This window comes from Bradyrhizobium sp. BWA-3-5, assembly GCF_032917985.1.
GTDB lineage: Bacteria > Pseudomonadota > Alphaproteobacteria > Rhizobiales > Xanthobacteraceae > Bradyrhizobium.
The window spans coordinates 7,582,502-7,601,599 of sequence record NZ_CP136626.1 but is presented as its reverse complement, the minus strand read 5'-3'; the positions used below and the strand labels follow the sequence as shown (position 1 = coordinate 7,601,599).

Annotated in this window: 19 protein-coding genes; 6 read left to right on the top strand and 13 right to left on the bottom strand. The window is 64.3% G+C overall.

The window, feature by feature from the left end; translation table 11 throughout:
* The first annotated feature begins 19 nt into the window (after window positions 1-19).
* A complete protein-coding gene (locus RX331_RS36485; protein WP_317254392.1) occupies window positions 20-514 on the top strand; it encodes a DUF3237 domain-containing protein in 495 nt (164 codons plus the stop codon).
* A 12-nt stretch (window positions 515-526) separates the two neighbouring features.
* Here the strand turns inward: RX331_RS36485 and RX331_RS36480 are convergent, their stop codons facing one another.
* The 6 genes from RX331_RS36480 to RX331_RS36455 form a co-directional block, all read right to left on the bottom strand.
* Window positions 527-1,195 carry a DUF6064 family protein gene (locus RX331_RS36480; protein ID WP_317254391.1) on the bottom strand — a complete coding sequence of 223 codons (669 nt, stop codon included), beginning with the start codon at window positions 1,193-1,195 and terminating at the stop codon, window positions 527-529.
* Window positions 1,195-2,106 (bottom strand): aldo/keto reductase, encoded by a 912-nt coding sequence (locus RX331_RS36475; protein ID WP_317254390.1) that lies wholly within the window; start codon window positions 2,104-2,106, stop codon window positions 1,195-1,197. The genes RX331_RS36480 and RX331_RS36475 overlap by 1 nt, the downstream gene beginning before the upstream one ends.
* A 336-nt stretch (window positions 2,107-2,442) precedes the next feature.
* Complete coding sequence (locus RX331_RS36470; protein ID WP_317254389.1) at window positions 2,443-2,568, bottom strand: hypothetical protein; 126 nt, start codon at window positions 2,566-2,568, stop codon at window positions 2,443-2,445.
* 152 nt (window positions 2,569-2,720) lie between these two features.
* Entirely contained in the window at window positions 2,721-3,434 is a 714-nt protein-coding gene (gene radC / locus RX331_RS36465; protein ID WP_317254388.1) for a RadC family protein, read from the bottom strand.
* Between the two features lie 55 nt (window positions 3,435-3,489).
* Window positions 3,490-4,314 carry a type I methionyl aminopeptidase gene (gene map / locus RX331_RS36460; RefSeq protein ID WP_317254387.1) on the bottom strand — a complete coding sequence of 275 codons (825 nt, stop codon included), beginning with the start codon at window positions 4,312-4,314 and terminating at the stop codon, window positions 3,490-3,492.
* Between the two features lie 121 nt (window positions 4,315-4,435).
* Window positions 4,436-5,752, bottom strand: coding sequence for a mechanosensitive ion channel family protein (locus tag RX331_RS36455; RefSeq protein ID WP_317254386.1), 1,317 nt, complete (start codon window positions 5,750-5,752; stop codon window positions 4,436-4,438).
* 216 nt (window positions 5,753-5,968) lie between these two features.
* Between RX331_RS36455 and RX331_RS36450 the strand changes: the two genes are divergently transcribed.
* The gene (locus RX331_RS36450) at window positions 5,969-7,762 is read left to right on the top strand and encodes a potassium/proton antiporter (RefSeq protein WP_317254385.1); all 1,794 of its coding nucleotides are present in this window, start codon (window positions 5,969-5,971) and stop codon (window positions 7,760-7,762) included.
* Between the two features lie 17 nt (window positions 7,763-7,779).
* Here RX331_RS36450 and RX331_RS36445 read toward each other — a convergent pair whose 3' ends face one another.
* On the bottom strand, window positions 7,780-8,004 hold the full coding sequence (locus RX331_RS36445; RefSeq protein WP_317254384.1) for a dodecin: 225 nt from the start codon (window positions 8,002-8,004) through the stop codon (window positions 7,780-7,782).
* A gap of 255 nt (window positions 8,005-8,259) precedes the next feature.
* Between RX331_RS36445 and RX331_RS36440 the strand changes: the two genes are divergently transcribed.
* The 3 genes from RX331_RS36440 (at window position 8,260) to ilvD (ending at window position 12,635) form a co-directional block, all read left to right on the top strand.
* Window positions 8,260-9,189, top strand: coding sequence for a glycine reductase (locus RX331_RS36440; protein WP_317254383.1), 930 nt, complete (start codon window positions 8,260-8,262; stop codon window positions 9,187-9,189).
* Between the two features lie 269 nt (window positions 9,190-9,458).
* Window positions 9,459-10,652: a CoA transferase gene (locus RX331_RS36435; protein ID WP_317254382.1), complete on the top strand. Its 1,194-nt coding sequence runs from the start codon at window positions 9,459-9,461 to the stop codon at window positions 10,650-10,652.
* Window positions 10,653-10,790: 138 nt separating this feature from the next.
* Window positions 10,791-12,635, top strand: a complete 1,845-nt coding sequence (gene ilvD / locus RX331_RS36430) for a dihydroxy-acid dehydratase (RefSeq protein WP_317254381.1) — start codon at window positions 10,791-10,793, stop codon at window positions 12,633-12,635.
* Between the two features lie 163 nt (window positions 12,636-12,798).
* Here ilvD and modC read toward each other — a convergent pair whose 3' ends face one another.
* The 6 genes from modC to RX331_RS36400 all read right to left on the bottom strand — a co-directional run bounded on the left by modC (window position 12,799) and on the right by RX331_RS36400 (window position 17,708).
* Entirely contained in the window at window positions 12,799-13,458 is a 660-nt protein-coding gene (gene modC / locus RX331_RS36425; protein WP_317254380.1) for a molybdenum ABC transporter ATP-binding protein, read from the bottom strand.
* A gap of 2 nt (window positions 13,459-13,460) precedes the next feature.
* Window positions 13,461-14,156 carry a molybdate ABC transporter permease subunit gene (gene modB / locus RX331_RS36420; RefSeq protein WP_317254379.1) on the bottom strand — a complete coding sequence of 232 codons (696 nt, stop codon included), beginning with the start codon at window positions 14,154-14,156 and terminating at the stop codon, window positions 13,461-13,463.
* A complete protein-coding gene (gene modA, locus RX331_RS36415; protein WP_317254378.1) occupies window positions 14,156-14,935 on the bottom strand; it encodes a molybdate ABC transporter substrate-binding protein in 780 nt (259 codons plus the stop codon). The genes modB and modA overlap by 1 nt, the downstream gene beginning before the upstream one ends.
* A gap of 200 nt (window positions 14,936-15,135) precedes the next feature.
* A complete protein-coding gene (locus tag RX331_RS36410; RefSeq protein ID WP_317254377.1) occupies window positions 15,136-15,657 on the bottom strand; it encodes a Spy/CpxP family protein refolding chaperone in 522 nt (173 codons plus the stop codon).
* A gap of 23 nt (window positions 15,658-15,680) precedes the next feature.
* Window positions 15,681-16,631, bottom strand: a complete 951-nt coding sequence (gene mepA, locus RX331_RS36405; RefSeq protein ID WP_317254376.1) for a penicillin-insensitive murein endopeptidase — start codon at window positions 16,629-16,631, stop codon at window positions 15,681-15,683.
* A gap of 90 nt (window positions 16,632-16,721) precedes the next feature.
* On the bottom strand, window positions 16,722-17,708 hold the full coding sequence (locus RX331_RS36400; RefSeq protein WP_317258331.1) for a tripartite tricarboxylate transporter substrate binding protein: 987 nt from the start codon (window positions 17,706-17,708) through the stop codon (window positions 16,722-16,724).
* Between the two features lie 129 nt (window positions 17,709-17,837).
* On the opposite strand from RX331_RS36400, the gene RX331_RS36395 reads away from it, so the two are divergent.
* The gene (locus tag RX331_RS36395) at window positions 17,838-19,049 is read left to right on the top strand and encodes an FAD-dependent monooxygenase (protein WP_317254375.1); all 1,212 of its coding nucleotides are present in this window, start codon (window positions 17,838-17,840) and stop codon (window positions 19,047-19,049) included.
* Window positions 19,050-19,098 lie beyond the last annotated feature (49 nt).

The following is a 19,098-nucleotide window of genomic DNA, read 5'->3' as shown; positions in this document are numbered from 1 at the left end:
GCCAGGAAGGAATTTGGACATGACTATGGACCCGCGCGTCAAACCGGTCGCAGCGATCAGTACAACGCCGCTGTTCGACATCGTCGTCGATCTCAATCCGCGGCTGAATATCGGCGATGGCCCGTTCGGCCGCCGCATCCTGTTCGGCGCCGCCGGCGGACGCTTCGAAGGCCCGCGGCTGCGCGGCGACGTGGTGCCCGGCGGCGGCGACTGGGCTTTATTTCGCGCCGACGGCGCGATGTCGCTCGACGTGCGCCTAACCTTGCGCACCCATGACGATGCGCTGGTGCATATGACCTATGGCGGGCGCTGGATCACGCCGCCTGAGCTGCGCGCCGAGATGGCTGACTCTGTGAGACGATATCAGGTCGATCCCTCGCGCTATTACTTCCGAACGAATCCATTGTTTGAGACGGGAGCAGCGCAATATGCCTGGTTGAACGACATCGTCTGCGTCGGGTCAGGCTATTTGGTGGAAGGAGGCGTCGCCTGCCACATTTCGCAGGTCGTCTAACGGACGCGCTTGCTATCCTGCCCGGCGGATCATCCTCCAGGTCCAAGCCGCTGCGACGAGCGCCAGTGCGACATAAGGCGTCCAGGCCTGCGGCTCTCCCATGGTCTGCAGCGTCATGCCGCTCAGCAGGCACCAGAGAACGGGGATCGGCAGCAGCCAGGGCAAGAGCCGGCCGTGGGCGAGCAGCAGAAGGCCGAGCGTCGCCATCGCGGTTGGGTCCGGTGCGATGCCGAACACTTCGGACGGGGTCCAGCCGCGTCCCTGCAGCGGCGCGAGCAGTGGTTGCCCGAGCAGTGCGAAGCCGAGAACGAGATATGCAATCCAATCGGCAGCCCGCCGCTTCTCGAAGCCGAGCGCACCATGCACAGATGCGGCGAAGAGCAATACGCCCTCCACGAAAAACGCCGGCGCGATGTAAACGGCGGCCCAGTTGATGGTCGAATAGCGATTCCACAGAAAGAACCAACCAACGAAGATCCAGAGGATGGCCAGGATAAGTGTGATCCAGCGCGTCCGTATGTTCGGCCGTCCCGCGATGAGCAGGACAATGGCGAGGCCGGCGGCGAGCGTCACGAGGTGCAGCGGCCATAGCGCGGCATTGTGCGACTCGAACAGGCGCCAATAGACGCGCGGCGAAAACAGCAGGAAATCCTCGGGCCGATAGGTCCACCACTCCGACATCAAAGCGCCTTCACATGCGCGGAGATGCGTTGCCGCATGGCGGCGTCAGGCATGGGGCCGGCGGCGGCCGCGAGGTTTTCGCGGACGTGGTCGACGCGGGTGGTCGCGGGAATGGTGACGGTGACGGCCGGATGGGCGAGGATGAATTTTAGCATGAGCTGCGCCCAGCTTGATGCGCCTGTTTCAGCCGCCCATTCGGGCAGCTTCTCACGCTTGAGCCGATCGGTCAGCGCGCCCTGCCGGAACGGCCGGTTGACGATGACGGCGATGCCGCGCTCCGCGGCCAGCGGCAGCAGCCGTGCCTCGGCCTCGCGGTCGACGACGTTGTAGGAGAACTGCACGAAGTCGATCGGCTCGCTGCGCATGATCTGTTCGAGCAGGTCATGACGGCGGCCTTCGGATGTGGTGATGCCGACGTATCGGACCGTACCGGCGGCCTTCATCTGAAACAGCGTCTGGAGGTGCGGCTTCCAGGTGAGGAGATTATGAACCTGAAGCAGATCGAACTTCGGCACGCCCCAGAAGCGACGCGATTGCTCGATCTGGGCCGGGCCTGCTGATGCCGAGGGGGTCCAGACCTTGTCGGCCGAGAACAGCGCGGCCGGCCGCCCGAGCTTCTGCAGCCCATAGCCGACCACCGGCTGCGACGAGCCGTACATCGGCGAGGAATCGATCATGCGGCCGCCGGCCTCGAAGAAGGCAGCGATGACGGCGGCGCATTCGTCCTTGAGCGCTGCGTCTTCGCCGACATTGAAGGTGATCCAGGTCCCGAGGCCGACGATTGGAATCTCCTCGCGCGTGGAAGGGACAGCACGGCGGACGGGCTGACCTTGCTGCGCACGCAACGTGCCCGGCAAGGACGCAGCCACGGCCAGGGAGGCGTGCAGGAAGGTCCGGCGGGTCGTCCGCATCCGGGGCTCCATCAGCGCGGCAGGACCGCGCCGCCCGAGCTAAACACCGCTAGATCAGCTTCAGTCCTCTCAAACTTGCGTGACCGTTCTTGCCGATGATGGATATGGTCGTGGACGTAGATGCCGGGTGGGGCAGCGATATCTATGATGGCTGTCGGCGTGCGATGGTGAGGGATCGTATGTCGCGCGACAAGAGGCTTCGCATAGACCTCTCCGATGCGACTGTGCCCTACGAGCAAGGGCCGCCCCATTTGAGGCGGCCCTTTGTGCCATCGAACCCGGCCATTAATATAGCGCGATGGCGTTCGATCGTGCCATCGCGCTAGGGTCGCCGAATCAATCGAACAGCATCCTGGTTCGCAACTCGTTGCGGACCAATCTGTCGGTTTCAGCAAGCGACATCGCGCTCCTCAGTGCCTCGATCCAGTCGAGAAATTCGTCGACCAGATGCTCCGGGCTCATCAAAAGAGTCGCGCCCCTATCCGCCATGCCAGCTGAGTTATCATGGATCCCCTCTCATTCGAGAATGAGCGACCCCTCTCCGCTGAACCACTCTCTCACGCATTCACTAAGCGCGAAGCACAGAGTTAATAAATGGTAAATGCAGGCGACCGTTAGATCAGCCGCATCCCCTTCAGGCTCGCGTGCCCGTTCTTGCCGACGATGATGTGATCGTGCACGGAAATACCGAGTGGGGTGGCGATCTGGATGATCGCCTTGGTCATGTGGATATCGGCCTGCGAGGGCGTCGGGTCGCCGGAGGGGTGGTTGTGCACCAGGATTAGCGCGGTCGCCGATAGTTCGAGCGCGCGCTTGATCACCTCGCGTGGATAGACTGGAGTGTGGTCGACGGTGCCGGTCTGCTGGATCTCGTCGGCGATGAGCTGGTTGCGCTTGTCGAGAAACAGCAGGCGGAATTGCTCCTTGTCGCCGAATGCCAGGCCGGTCCGGCAATAATCGATCACGTCATTCCAGGACGACAGCGCGACCTTGCGCTTGATCTCGCCCTTGGCGACGCGGTGGGCGGCTGCCGCCAGCAGCTTGATCTGGTTGATCGAGGCTTCGCCGATGCCGTCGACTTCGCGCAGGCGCGCGATGGGGGCGTGAATGACTTCGGCGAACGAGCCGAATTTATTCAAGAGCGCCTTGGCCAGCGGCTTGGTGTCGCGGCGCGGCAGGGCCGGGAACAGCGCCATCTCCAGCAGCTCGTAATCGCTCAGCGCCTCCGGCCCGGCCGCATGGAAGCGCTCGCGCAGGCGTTCGCGGTGCCCGTGATAATGCGGCGTCTCGGCAGGTTGGTCCGGGGGAGTGCTGGGCTTGGCGGGCATCGGCCGTAACCATGCCGATCCGGCGGGCTTTTGCAACTCTAAAGTGCTGGCCGGCCTACGTCGTAACCAGCGGCTTCTCGCCGTGGCGCTGCGACAGCGTGAAGATCTCGACACCATCGGCGGTCACGCCGACCGAATGCTCGAACTGTGCCGACAGCGAGCGGTCGCGCGTCACTGCCGTCCAGCCGTCGGACAGAATTTTCACATGCGGCTTGCCGAGATTGATCATCGGCTCGATGGTGAAGAACATGCCGGGCTTGAGCATCACGCCCTCGCCGGGCCGGCCGATATGGATGATGTTCGGCTCGTCGTGGAACATGCGCCCCAGCCCATGGCCGCAGAAGTCGCGCACCACGCTCATGCCCTGCGGCTCCACGAAGCTCTGGATGGCGTGGCCGATATCGCCGGTGGTGGCGCCGGGCTTCACCGCGGCGATGCCGCGCATCATGGCTTCATAGGTAACCTCGATCAGCCGCTCCGCCTTGCGCGGGATCGGGCCGATCACATACATGCGGCTGGAATCGCCGTACCAGCCATCGACGATGAAGGTGACGTCGATATTGACGATGTCGCCTTCCTTCAGCGCGCGATCGCCCGGCATGCCGTGGCAGACCACGTGATTGATCGAGGTGCAGGTCGAGTAGCGGTAGCCGCGATACATCAGCGTCGCCGGGTAGGCGCCATGGCTGAAAGCGAAGTCGCGGACGAATTCGTCGACCCGCGAGGTCGGGACGCCCGCCTTGACGAGATCGGTCAGCTCATCCAGGCATTTGGCCACCAGCGCGCCCGCCTTGCGCATGCCGGCGAATCCGCTCGGACCGTGCAGCTTGATCTGGCCGGTCTTCCGTAGCGAGGTCTCGGACGCTTCAATATAGCTCATGGGCGGTCATGCTTTGGTGGGATCGGAACGGTAATGGGCTGATTTGAGTACCTAATTTAATGATCGGAACGGTCAGTGCAAGCCGAGCTTGGGCCGCAGGCCGGCTATAAAACGCTTTCATCTAGCCGGAAACTTCCACCACCGGCTCGACCGGCAGCGCGCCGCCGCGGATGCGGATTTCTCGGACCGGATAGGGAACACGGATGCCCTCGCGCTTGAAGGCGTCCCACAGCGCCAGCATCACCTCGCTCTTCACATTGTCCATGCCGTCGGGGTCGGCGATCCAGAAGGTTAAGGAAAACTTCATGCCGGCCTCGGCGAACTCGGTGATGATGCAGTTCGGCGGCTTGTTCTTGATGGCCCGCGGGGCGGCCGCAGCCACCTCGATCGCCAGCTTGCAGACGAGGCGGGGATCGGCGTCGTAATTGGTGCTGAACAGCACCTTCAAGAGCGTGTTCTTGTCGGTATAGGTCCAGTTGACGACCTTCTGCGTCACCAGATCCTCGTTCGGGATCAGGAACTCGCGCCCGTCGCCGGCGGCGACCGAAATGTAGCGCGTCTTCATCGCGCTGATCCGTCCCGAACTGTCGCCGATGGTGACGAGGTCGCCGGGTTTTACGGATTTGTCCGCCAGCAGGATGATGCCCGAGATGAAATTGGCGACGATCTTCTGCAGGCCGAGGCCGATGCCGACGCCGGCCGCGCCGGTAAAGACCGCCAGCGCCGAAAGGTTGATGCCGACGGCGCCGAGCGCGATGGCGATCGCCACCACCATCAGGCTGATGCGGATTATCTTGACCAGCAGCACCTGCACCGACGGCGTCAGGTCGCTGGCGCGGGTGATCCTGCTTTCGATGAAGTTGGCGGCGATATTGGTCAGCCATAGCGCCGCGATCAAGAGCGCGCCGGCCTTGATCAGGAGCAGCGGCGTCAGCCGCAGGCCGCCGATCTCGATCGCAAACGAATCAAGCGTTTCCGCCGCGGGGTCGAGCTGGCCGAGGATGCTCAGCGCCGCGACGAACCATGCCGTGATCGAGACCAGCTTGACGATGAAGGCGTTGCGGATCACCGACGTGATGAGCCGGATTACCAGCCAGGCCAGCGCCAGCTTGGCGGCGACCATTAGGAGATAGCTGCGGCTTGGCCACGTCAGGTGATACATCGTGACGCGCTCGGCGATCACCAGGATCGCGAACACGGCGGTCGACGCGCTGCCGACCAGTACACGGACGAAATGCCGGAGCGGCAGCGGCCAGCGCATCGCCAGCGACGTCATGTCGACCCGCGCGCGGAGCGCCGCATCGGCGGCATAGGCGATGCCGGCCGCGGTCAGGATCAGCCCGAACTGCAGATAGAACCATGGCGAGGCGACCTCCGCGCCGACCGACCGCGCCGTCGATTGCAGAAACTCAATGACTTCCTTTGGGGCCATGTCCATCGGCAAATCTCATCAGGGGAGCGCGAGGCAGTGATTCGAACGCTGGGCAGATTTCCACAAACCGGGCAGGCGGACCATCGGTACCTGGACCGGCGACGCCGGTTTGGCCCCTTAAAACAGGGCACATTGCCGCTATCGCAGAAATGGGTTGGCGTTCAACTATGGCAACGATAAGGATGCAATTGCAGGTATTTGCGCGCGAATTATCGGAGGTTCATGGCTTCTCTCGACTCGGTCAGCATTGCCATCTTTCTGGGCGCCGTTCTGGTAATGGCGGGCATCCTGTCGAGCCTGCTGGCGCTGCGGTTCGGGGCGCCACTGCTGCTGGTGTTCCTCGGAATTGGCATGCTGGCCGGCGATGCCGGACCGGGCAAGCTCAGCTTCGACGACGTCCGCACCACCTATCTGGTCGGATCGGTGGCGCTGGCGCTGATCTTGTTCGACGGTGGCCTGCGGACCAAGTTTCAAAGCATTCGCACGGTGCTGGCGCCGTCGATGGTGCTGGCGACGATCGGCGTCCTGCTCACCGCGCTGGTCACCGCGCCGGCCGCCCGATACGTCCTCGATCTGAACTGGACGGAGTCCCTGCTGGTCGGCGCCGTGGTGGCGTCGACGGATGCGGCGGCGGTGTTTCTGCTGGTGCACACGCAAGGCCTGCGCCTGCGGCCCCGCGTCGGGGCAACGCTGGAAGCGGAGTCCGGCACCAACGATCCGTTCGCGATCTTCCTCACCCTGATGCTGGTCCAATTCATTTCGATCGGCGAAGGCTCGCCCTCGTATGTCGTGTTCGAACTGGCCCGTGAAGGCCTGCTGGGCGCCTTCGTCGGTGTGATCGGCGGACGTCTGGTTGTGCTGGCGCTGAACCGCATGGCGCTGCCGCAGGGCCTGCATGCTCCCTTCGTCACGACGGCGGCCGTGGTGATATTCGGCACGGCGCAGATCGCTCATGCCTCCGGCTTTCTCGCGGTCTATCTCGCCGGCATCATCATCGGCAACCGGCCGACCCGCGCGCACAATTCCGTGGTCACCTTCCTCGACGCCGCGACCTGGCTGGCGCAGATCGTGATGTTCGTGTTGCTCGGGCTATTGTCATCGCCGCAGCGCATCCTGGACAGCGCGCGGCCTGCGGTGATCGTGGCGCTGGTGCTGATGCTGGTGGCGCGGCCGCTCGCGGTGCTGCTGTGCCTCGTGCCGTTCCGCTTCAACTGGCGCGAAAAGATCTTTATCGCCTGGACCGGCCTGCGCGGTGCGGTCGCGATCTTCCTGGCCGCGATCCCGATGCTGATCGGATTGCCAAAGGCCTATCTCTATTTCGACGTCGCTTTTGTCGTCGTCATCATCTCGCTGCTACTGCAGGGCTGGACTCTGGCGCCGGCGGCGCGGTGGCTGCACGTGGCGCTGCCGCGCGCCGACCGCGGCCCGCGGCGTGTCGAGCTCGATCTGCCCGGCCAGCTCGAGCAGCAACTGGTCGGCTATCCGGTGCGGCCGAAGAGCCTCTACTTCCGCCGCGGCCTGCTGCCGTCCTGGTCGAAGCCGACGCTGGTGATCCGCGACGAGCGGATCTTGTCGCCCGCGGAGGCCGACCCGGTCGCCGCCGGCGACTATCTCTACCTGCTGGCGCCGCCGGAAAAGGCCGAGGCGCTGGACCGCTTCTTCGTCGACATGGCGCCGAGCTCGGCGCCCGATCCGCATCTGCTCGGCGATTTCATGGTGTCAGGCGAGCACACGCTCGGCGAGCTGGCCGAGATCTATGGCGTCTCTGTTGCGGAAGACCAGGCCAAACTGACGCTGGCGGACTATTTCGACATTCACCTCGACCACGCGCCAAAGGAAGGCGCCGAGCTGGCGCTCGATCCCATCGTATTGGTCGCGCGCAACATCGGCGGCGGACGGGTCAACGTCGTCGGCCTGCGATTGCCGGAAGAAGAGGAAGTGGTCGTGCCGCTGACGCGCCTGCAGCGGACGCGGCGCAAGCTGGCGGAGGTCTGGGCGTCGGTGGCCGGCGTCTGAATCGCCGCGGCCCGGAATTACTCTTCCAGGGTAAAGCCGACCCGCAAGGTGACCTGGTAGTGGCGAACCGAGCCGTTTTCAATATGGCCTCTGGTCTGTACGACTTCGAACCATTTCATTTCGCGAATGGTTTTTGAGGCGCGCGCAATAGCGTTCTGAATCGCATCCTCGATGCTTTTTTCGGACGAGCCGACGAGATCCAGGATCTTGTAGACGTGATCGGTCATTCCGGTGTCGGCCATGGCTAACCTCCGTTGCGGTCATTGCTGCTCGGGTGTGAACGAGTTATCGACCGCTCCAGTTCCAAGACTTTCCGTCGGCGGTGCATCCCGCTGACCGCAATGCGGCCGAACCTGGATGACGGCGCCGCGCAACTGGCATGCATCATGCGGGCCTTCCTGGGCATTTTCCGTTGTTGAGGAATAGCTAAACTATCATTAGCCTAGCCGTGGGCCACTTGCTGGCCTCACGGTGGAAACGCAAGGAGAGACAGAACAATGTCCGGCCCCTCTGACGAACAGCTCGGCTTTGCGCCCGACTATGATTCTCCCGTGCCTTATATGCAGCGGACCCGCGACTATTACGCGGCGATCGGTTACACCACGCCCTACCGCTGGGCGCACTACGTCGACGCGCCGTTTCAGCCGCTGAAAAAACCGCTCGCGCAATCGCACGTCACCATCATTACGACGGCCGCGCCATATGATCCGGCCAAGGGCGATCAGGGTCCGGGCGCGGCGTATAATGGCAGCGCCAAATTCTATAAGGTCTATGACGGCGACACGTCGAAGCAGCATGATTTGCGGATCTCGCATATCGGCTACGACCGCAAGCACACGACAGCTACCGACAGCGGTACCTGGTTTCCATTGCCGCAGCTTCTGAAAGCCAAAGCCTCGGGCCGCATAGGCGAGGTGGCGCCGCGCTTCTTCGGCGCGCCGACCAACCGCAGCCATCGCGTCACCATCGAGACCGATGCGCCCGACATCCTCGCCCGCTGCCTTGCCGACAAGGTCGACGCCGCCGTGATCGTGCCGAACTGCCCGGTCTGCCATCAGACCTCGGCACTGGTGGCGCGTCATCTCGAAGCCAACGGTATCCCCACCGTGGTCATGGGCTGCGCAAAAGATATCGTCGAATACGCCGCCGCGCCGCGCTTCTTGTTCTCGGATTTTCCGCTCGGCAATTCCGCCGGCAAGCCACATGATGTGGAATCGCAGGCGCTGACGCTGGAGCTCGCGCTCCGGCTATTGGAATCAGCTCCCGGCGCGCGCACCACAATGCAGTCGCCGCTGCGCTGGAGAGCAGACGCTTCCTGGAAGCTCGACTACAACAACATCGCGCAGATGAGCCCCGAGGAGCTGGCGCGTCGCCGCGCCGAATTCGACAAGCAAAAAGAGATTGCGCGGGGCAATAGGGCGGCGTGACGCCTAGAGAATGATGGAATTTGGTTAGATCGCGTTCGCCGCAGGCGCGCTTCACCTCTCCCGCTTGCGGGGGAGGTCGGCGCGAAGCGCCGGGTGGGGGCTCTCTCCACTCGGGCAGCGTCGCCCGCGGAGACACCCCCACCCCAGCCCTCCCCCGCAAGCGGGAGAGGGAGCGCACCGTGCTCGTGGCTGCGATCACTAATCATCATGCCTAGTGCCGGCTGCGAGCGAACAGGATAATTGAGAAGCCTTTTTGGGAGGATGCCGCTTTGACCAGACCGTTCGAAGGCGTGAAGATTCTCGACTTCACGCAGGTGCTGGCTGGCCCCTATGCGAGCTACCAGCTCGCGCTGCTTGGGGCCGATGTCATCAAGGTGGAACGGCGCGAGGGCGAGGACATGCGCCGCACACCGCTGAGCCGCGAATGGGCCGAACGGGGCCTGGCGCCGGGCTGGCAGGCGATCAACGGCAACAAGCGCAGCCTGACGCTCGACCTCTCCAAGCCGGAGGCGATCACCATCGTCAAGCAGCTCGCCGCGCAGGCCGACGTGGTGATGGAGAATTTCCGGCCTGGCGTGATGGACAGGCTTGGCATCGGCTATGCCGCGCTGTCGGCGATCAATCCGCGGCTGATCTATTGCGCCATTTCCGGCTTCGGCCAGACCGGGCCGGGAAAATCGGGCGCCGGCTATGACGGCAAGATCCAGGCGCTATCAGGCATCATGTCGATCACCGGCCATCCCGAGACCGGACCCACGCGAGCGGGCTTTGCGGTCTGTGACGTGCTGTCGGGCGCGACCGCTGCTTTCGGTGTGTCGAGTGCGCTGTTCCAGCGCACCCATACCGGCAAGGGCCAGCTTGTCGACGTCTCCATGCTGGAGGCGACGCTGGCGTTCCTGTCGGGTCAGGTCGCGGACTATTCGGTCGCCGGCCACCGCCAGCAGCTTTCCGGCAATCAGGCCGTCAGCCGCCGGCCCACCGCCAATCTGTTCAAAGCCGGCGAGGGCTACCTCCTGCTCGCCGTCAACAGCGAGAAGCAATACCAGGCGCTGATGACGGCGCTCGGCCGCGCCGACGCGCTGGAGGACCCGCGCTTCGCGGACTGGTTCGCCCGGCAGGACAATGAGCCGGCGCTGCGGGCCATCATCGAGGAGGCGCTGGCGAAGAAGGATCCGCGCGAGTGGGAGACGATCCTCGAGGCCGCAGGCGCGCCCTGCGCCAGCATCTGGAAGGTCGAGGAGGTGATCGACCATCCGCAGATTGTCGCGCGCCGCGCCATCCAGGAGCTCGATACGCCCTATGGGCGGCTGCGCTTTGCCGGCAGCGGCTTTCAGCTCGCCCATGGTGGTGGACGGCTCGACCGTATGGCGCCCGCGCTGAGCGCCCATACCGAGGAGGTGCTGGCCTCGCTCGGCTACGACGCACGTGCGATCGGGGAACTGCGGGCACGCGAGGTGGTGTAGCGGACGCCGGGGCAGGGCATCCGGTTCCTGTCCCGTTTTGGGCTAGGCGCGCGCATGGCGACCCTGCGCCAAGCCGCTTTGAGCGGCAGGGCTTACCGTCTAAAAGACGCCTTTTCCCGATCCCAAGAAGGACAGATCATGCCCGCCTACCGCTCCCGCACGACGACCCACGGCCGCAACATGGCGGGCGCCCGCGGCCTCTGGCGCGCCACCGGCATGAAGAACGAGGATTTTGGCAAGCCGATCATTGCCGTGGTCAATTCCTTCACCCAGTTCGTGCCCGGCCATGTGCACCTCAAGGACCTCGGCCAGCTCGTCGCCCGCGAGATCGAGAAGGCAGGCGGCGTCGCGAAGGAATTCAACACCATCGCGGTCGATGACGGCATCGCGATGGGCCATGACGGCATGCTCTACAGCCTGCCGTCGCGCGAGATCATCGCCGACAGCGTCGAGTACATGGTCAATGCGCATTGCGCCGACGCCATGGTCTGCATCTCCAATTGCGACAAGATCACGCCCGGCATGCTGATGGCTACGCTGCGCCTCAATATCCCGACCGTGTTTGTGTCGGGCGGTCCGATGGAATCGGGCAAGGTCAATCTCAAGGGCAAGATCCGCGCGGTCGATTTGATCGACGCCATGGTCGCGGCTGCCGATAGCAATGTCAGCGACGCCGATGTCGAGGTGATCGAACGCTCCGCCTGTCCGACCTGCGGCTCGTGCTCGGGCATGTTCACGGCCAATTCGATGAACTGCCTGACCGAGGCGCTCGGCCTGGCGCTACCGGGCAACGGCTCCATTTTGGCGACGCATGCCGACCGCAAGGGACTGTTCGTCGAGGCCGGCCACCTGATCGTCGACCTGGCGCGGCGCTATTACGAGCAGGATGACGAGACCGTGCTGCCGCGCACGATCGCGAACTTCAAGGCGTTCGAGAACGCCATGACGCTCGACATCGCGATGGGCGGTTCGACCAACACCGTGCTGCATCTTTTGGCCGCCGCCTACGAAGGCAAGGTGCCGTTCACGATGCAGGACATCGACCGCCTGTCGCGGCGCGTGCCCGTGCTCTGCAAGGTGGCGCCGTCGGTCGCCGACGTGCATCTGGAAGACGTCCACCGCGCCGGCGGCGTGATGGCGATTTTGGGCGAGCTCGACCGTGCCGGCCTGCTCAACCGCGGCCTGCCGATGGTCCATGCCAAGACGCTGGAGGATGCGCTCAGCCGATGGGACATCATCCGCACCAAGAGCGAAAGCGTCAAAAAGTTCTTCACGGCCGCGCCGGGCAACGTGCCGACGCAGGTCGCGTTCAGCCAGGAACGCCGGTTCGAGGAGCTCGACACCGACCGTGCGGCCGGCTGCATCCGCGATGCCGAGCATGCCTTCTCGAAGGACGGCGGCCTTGCCGTGCTATCAGGCAATCTCGCGCTCGACGGCTGCATCGTGAAGACCGCCGGCGTCGACGAGAGCATCTTGAAGTTCGAGGGCCCGGCGCGGATTTTTGAAAGCCAGGACGCCGCGGTCGAAGGCATTTTGGGTGGCAAGATCAAGGCCGGCGACGTCGTTGTGGTCCGCTATGAGGGCCCGCGCGGCGGTCCGGGCATGCAGGAGATGCTGTATCCGACCAGCTACCTCAAATCGAAGGGGCTCGGAAAGGTCTGCGCGCTGGTCACCGATGGACGCTTCTCCGGCGGCTCGTCGGGCCTGTCGATCGGCCATCTCTCGCCGGAAGCTGCCGAGGGCGGCCTGATCGGCCTCGTCGAGGACGGCGATCTGATCAAGATCGATATCCCCGCGCGCTCGATCAACCTGGCGGTCGATGACGCCACGCTGGCGAAGCGCCGCGAGGCCATGCTGGCCCGCGGGGCCGACGCGTGGAAGCCCGCCCAGAAGCGGAAGCGCAACGTGACAATGGCGCTGAAGGCCTATGCGGCGCTCACCACCAGCGCCGCCAAGGGCGCGGTGCGCATCGTGCCGGAGTGAAGATCTGAAACTGCCTGCGGGCGAGGTCGGATCGCATCGATAGATGCGATCCGGGTGGGGGCTCTCTCCACACGGGCAGTTTGACTCGCGGCGAGACTCCCACCCCGGCCCTCCCCCGCAAGCGGGAGAGGGGGCGCACTGCATTCGCGGATGCCGTATCGCCCTACGTCAACACCTTCACCCCGCCGAGCGCGGTCACCCTTCCGCCCTTGAGCATCACGATCTGCGTCGCGAGCTGGCGCAGTTCGGCGGCGTCGTGGCTGACATAGACCATCGGAATACCCTCATCGCGCAGCCGCACCAGATAGGGCAGGATTTCCTCCTTGCGCCCCTCGTCAAGCGAGCCCAGCGGTTCGTCGAGCAGCAGCAGGCGAGGCTTTGACAACAGCGCGCGGCCGAGTGCGACGCGCTGGCGTTCGCCGCCGGAGAGTTTTCCGGGGCGGCGGTCGAGCAGGCCGCCGATATCGAGCAAATCCGTGATGCGGGTGAACTGCCCAGGCTCCGCTGCGACCCCGTTCATCCGCCGGCCGTAATCGAGGTTCTGCCGCACGTCGAGATGCGGAAACAGCCGCGCGTCCTGAAAGACATAGCCGATGCGGCGCCGGTGCGGCGGCAGGTGAATGCCCCTGGCTGTATCGTCGAGTGTTTCACCGTCGAGCGCGATGACGCCGCGGTCGGGCCGCAGCAGGCCGGCGATCATGTTGATCAGCGAGGTCTTGCCGGCGCCGGACGCGCCGAACAGGCCGGTGACGCGGCCCTGGCTTTCGAATTTGGCTTCCAGCGAGAACTCGCCGAGCTGTTTTGTCACGTCGACGCGCAGCATGGTCAATTCCCGTGCAGGCGCTTGGTGGCGCGCCGCGCGAACCATTCGGAGGCGATCAAGGCCCCCATTGCGATCACGGTGGAGACGACGACCAGCCGCATCGCGGCGGTGTCGCCATCGGGCGTCTGGATCAGCGAATAGATCGCCGATGAAATGGTTTGCGTCTCGCCGGGGATGTTGGAGACGAAGGTGATGGTGGCGCCGAACTCGCCGATCGCCTTGGCGAAGCCAAGCACCATGCCGGCCAGCACGCCTGGCAGCGCCAGCGGCAGTGTGACCGTCGCAAACACCTGCCACGGCGCGGCGCCCAGCGTGCTCGATGCCTGCTCCAGCCGGCGGTCGATCGCCTCGATCGACAGCCGGATCGGCCGCACCAATAGCGGAAACGACATCACGCCGCAGGCGAGCGCGGCGCCGGTCCAGCGAAACGCGAACACGATGCCGAGATTATCGGCCAGCCACGCGCCGACCAGGCCGCGGCGGCCGAACGTCAGCAGCAGGAGATAGCCGGTGACGACCGGCGGCAGCACCAGCGGCAGATGCACCAGGGCATCGACGATCGATTTGCCCCAGAACTCACGCCTCGCCAGCAGCCACGCCAGCGCGATGCCGAACGGCGTCGCCACCAGGGTGGCAATGACAGCCACCCGCAGCGACAGCAGGATGGCCGTCCATTCGGCGGGCGAGATCTCGAACATCAGGTCGAGGGGCTGACGAGAAACTTGAAGCCGTATTTCTCGAGGATGGTTTTGGCAGCCGTCGAGCGCAGGAAGGCGAGATAGCCGGACGCTTCCGGCTTTGCCGTCACCGTCGCCGCCACCGGATAGATGATCGCCGGATGGGAATCGGGTGGGAAGGTGCCGACGATCTTGACGCCGGGCTCGACCTTGACGTCGGTGGCATAGACGATGCCCAGCGCAGCTTCACCGCGCGCCACCAGCGTCAGCGCGGCGCGCACGCTTTCCGCCATCGCGAATTTCGGCTCCGCCGCCCGCCACGCGCCGAGCTTTTCCAGCGCCGTCTTGGCATACTTACCGACGGGCACGGACTTGACGTCGCCGGTCGCGATCCTACCGTCGCCGACAAGCTTGGCGAGATCGAAGCCGGCGCCGATGCTGACATTGTCGATCTTGGACTCCTTCGGCGCGATCAGCACGATACTGTTGCCGAGCAGGTTGACCCGGCTCGTTTCGTTGATGGTCTTCTTGGCCGTAGCATAATCCATCCAATCGGTATCGGCGGAGATGAATACGTCGGCCGGCGCGCCCTGTTCGATCTGCTTTGCCAGCGCCGAAGAGGCGGCATAGCTGACGGTGATCTTGACGCCGGTCTTGGCGGTATAGGCCGCATCGATTTCGTCGAGCGCGTTCTTCATCGAGGCGGCGGCGAACACGGTCAGAGCCTTATCCTGCGCGGTCGCAGGGGCCGCTGCGAGCAACGCAGCAATGCTCAGAAAAAGGCCGGCAAGGCGATTCATCGGGCGCTCCATGCATGTTGCGAGCGGCAGATTCCGCGCGCAAAACAGGCGGTGGTTTGGATAAGGCGACCATCGGAAGCGCCGTTCCGGTATTCCCCGATGGACTTGCGGTCGATCGGTTTGTCGCCAGCTCCGACAATAGTCAGGTTAAGCGAAGAGGTAAAGGCGGCTGCATCGTCTTGCAAAGTGCAGCCGGCCCGTCAGTGGTGACGGTGACCCTTGTGGCCGCCGCCATAGCCCCGCAATTCCGCATACTTCGTCATCTGCGCGGGGGTCAAAATGCTTCCCGTGGACAGGTGATACTTCAAATGGGTCTCGCGGAGCATTCCCTGGGTGGCGGCAAGGGCCGCTGTGGACGCTTTCAGGCTCTCCGACGTGACGGTGCGGGCGGCAAACTGCCTGTCGAGCTCGGCCTCCTGCTCGATCAGCCTGGCGCCAAGCGGCATCGCCTCGGCCTTCATGGCATCGAACAGGCGCTGCATGTCGGCGCGCTGATCGACGGAGAGTTCGAGCTTGTCGGCAAGTTCGAGCACGTGGGACGGGCCGGGATATCCGTTCAGCTCGGCGGCGAGCGCCAGCCCCATGCCGCGGCCGGCGTTGAGGTCCGCGACCTGCTGCTCGGAAAGCGCCTTGATCGAACGCGACTGCATCCCGGCATACGGGGTTTGCGCGTGCACGCTGGTGACGAGGGCGAGGGATGCAATCAGGGGCCAAATCTTCATGGGTTTGCTCCGGTTGGCTGTTGTCATCGGTATTTCACGTCGGGTGCGTCCAGCACCGCCTTGCAGGCTGGCGGTAGCTGCGCCATCGTCATCGGCGGCTTCGGCTTGGGCGGCACTTTGGGCGGCTTGGGATGCAGCACTGCGTCGCTGAACCAGTAGGCGAGGTCGCCCGTGCTGCAGCCTTCACCTTCGTTCGGTTCGGGCTGGCTCTCGCAGTCGCTGCTGCCTGCCGGGCATTTGATGCGGATGTGGAAATGGTAGTCGTGGCCGTACATCGGCCGCACCTTGTGCAGCCAGGATCGATCGCCCCTTGCTTCGCGGCACAGCGCTTTCTTGATCGCGGCGTTGACGAAGATGCGCTGCACGCTCGGCTCCAGCGCGGCGGCGCGGATCACGGCGAGATGCGTCGGCGTCCAGCTATGCGGATCGATATCGAGCCGGTCGTTGCGCACCATCATCACCGCCGACATTTCCTCGCGCTCGTTGCGCGACAGTTGCCGGTTCGGCATCGGCGTCAGCCAGATGTCGGCATCGAGCCCGACCTGGTGGCTGGCGTGGCCGGTGAACATCGGCCCGCCGCGCGGCTGTGACATATCACCGACCAATATGCCCGGCCAGCCGGCGTCCCGGTGCGCCCGCGCGGCCAGCCGCTTGACCAGCGCGACCAGATCCGGATGTCCCCAGTAACGATTGCGCGACAGCCGCATCACCTGCCAATTGTCGCCATTGATCGGCAGTCCTTCCGCGCCCGCGATGCAGCCATGGGCATAGAAACCGAACACGCGCGTCGGCATCGCCGCCGGCAGCACCTTGCGGCCGAACAGCTCCTTGGCGGCGATCTTGGGATCGTGGGGATCGGCAAGCGGCGGCAGCGGCTTCGGATTCACCGTGCCCTTGTCCTGCGCCCATGCGCTGACGGCATTGGCGGCGGCGATCAAGGTGATGAGCGGGATCAGAATCGGGCGAGGGTTCATCGGATCACTCTGTTCGCGCAAAAAATAGCATGAAATCGGCAGGAGGGAATAAGCGCCATTGCCGCGCGATCATGTCCGCTGGAACGCGACCTATTGCAGCTCGATATTGGCTGACTTGATCACCGCGGCCCAGCGGTCGATCTCCTCGCGCATATAGACGGAGGTCTTGTCGACCGGACCGCCGAAAATTTCGGCGGAAAGCTTCTTGAGCTGATCGCGTATCTCGGGTTGACGCAGCGCCTCGTTGACATCGGCGTTGATCTTGGCGACGATATTTTTCGGCGTTTTCGGCGGCGCCACGATTCCGTACCAGGCGACGGCTTCAAACCCCGGCAACGTTTCTGAAATCGTCGGCACGTTCGGCAGCGCCGGGAGCCGTTTGGAAGAGGCGACCGCGAGCAGTTTCAGCTTGCCGGCCTTAACCAGCGCCAGCGAAACGCCGAGGTTGTCGAACATCACGTCGACATCGCCGGCGACCAGCCCTTGCAGCGCGGGCGCCGAGCCGCGATAGGGAACATGCCGCAGCTTCACCTTCGCTTTCAGCTGAAACAGCTCCGACGTCAGGTGCGAGGTGGTGCCGTTACCCTGGGTGGCGCAGAGCGTCTTGTCGGAATTGCGTTTCAGATATTCGATAAGCTCCGGCACGCTCGATGCCCTAATGCTATCCGGATTGACCATCAGCGCGTTGGGGACCTGGGCTATCACGATGACGGGCTCGAACTTGGTCGGATCGAAGCCAAGCTTTCGGTACAGATTATGATTGATCACGAGCGGCGGCGGCGGTGACGCGAGCAGGGTGTAACCGTCGGGCGCCGAATGAAACACCTGCTCGGCGCCGATGTTGCCGGCGGCGCCGGTGCGGTTCTCGATTACTACCGGCTGGCCCCATTTACGTGAAAGCCAGTCGCCGACAATGCGCGGAACGGCATCGGCCGTTCCGCCGGCGGGGAAGGGAACGACGATCTTCACCGCGCGGTCCGGATAGTCGGCCGCCAATGCCTGCGTATGAAAAAGTACGATTGAAGCCAGAATCAGCGGCAGCGCCGCTCTACGGCAGACGGCAAGCAGAGCAGGCATGAAGCCGTGCATTGAATTCCTCCCGCCGTCGTTATTCGTCCGAGCCGGCCAATGGCGCCGGCACTTGTGTTTGCAGCTTGGGAGGATAGCTTGAACGCGCGAGCTTCCAAGCATTTTTAGCGTGAGACGATGACCCGGCCGCAGCTCAACATTGTGATCATTGGTGGCGGTATTGGCGGATTGTTCGCCGCCAACGCGCTTATTGCACATGGCTGCAATGTTTCCGTCCATGAGCAAGCTCCCGCGCTCGGCGAGGTCGGGGCAGGGGTCTTTCTGACGCCGAACAGCGTGCGGCAATTGCAGCGGCTGGGCCTTGCAGATCAGGTGGAAAGATGGGGCGCCAGGGTAGGCAAGGCGTCGCACTATTTCCGCCACGACGGCGCGCCGATCGCACCGGTGCAGGTGACGGATACGGCGGGCTGGAACGCGACGTTCGGCATGCATCGCGCGGATCTCGTGGACATTCTGGCCAATGCACTGCCGTCCGCCGTTATCAGCACCGGCCATCGCGCCACGGGCTTCGAGCAGACCGACGAAATTGCGCGTGTGACGTTCGCCAATGGTGCTGTGGCCGAAGGCGATATCGTCGTTGCCGCCGATGGCATCCATTCCGAGCTCCGCCGCTTTGCAGCGCCGCCGTCCCGGCCGGTCTTTCACGGCTCCGTCGCCTATCGCGGGGTGCTGCCGCATCAGCGCATTCCGCACTGGCCGGTCGATCGCTGGCAGATGTGGCTCGGCAGGGGAAAACATTTTCTCAGCTTTCCGGTTCGATCGGGCGAACTGATCAACTATGTCGGCTTCGTGCCGGCCGACGCCGAGATGAAGGAATCCTGGTCCGCGCCCGGCGATCCCGACATGCTTCGCCGCGAGTTCGAGGGCTGGGATCCCCGCATCGGGACGCTATTGAATAAAGTCGACAAGACGTTCCGTTGGGCGCTGTACGATCGCGAGCCGCTGCCGGCCTGGACGTGCGGCCGGCTGACGCTGCTCGGCGATGCCGCGCATCCGATGCTGCCGCATCTCGGCCAGGGCGCCAACCAGTCGATCGAGGACGGCATGGCGCTGGCTACAATCCTGTCGCTGGCCTCGCGCGCCGATGTGCCGGCGGCGCTGCTGGCCTATGAGCGGCTGAGGCGCGAGCGTGTCGCGGCGGTGCAACGCGGCGCGCGCGAAAACGGCATGCGCTACGACTCGTCCTATGCCGATCTCGGGGTGCGCGATGCCGAGATATCGGCCCATGCGTCATTCCGCCGGCGACTATATGATTACGATGTCGTGCCGGAAGCAGAGGCCGCGGCGGCTTCCTTGCGCCAAGGGGCGGTGAGTCCGCGATTGCGTTAACGAGGTAATAACCCTGTTGATTATCGATAGACATTTACACGAACACGCG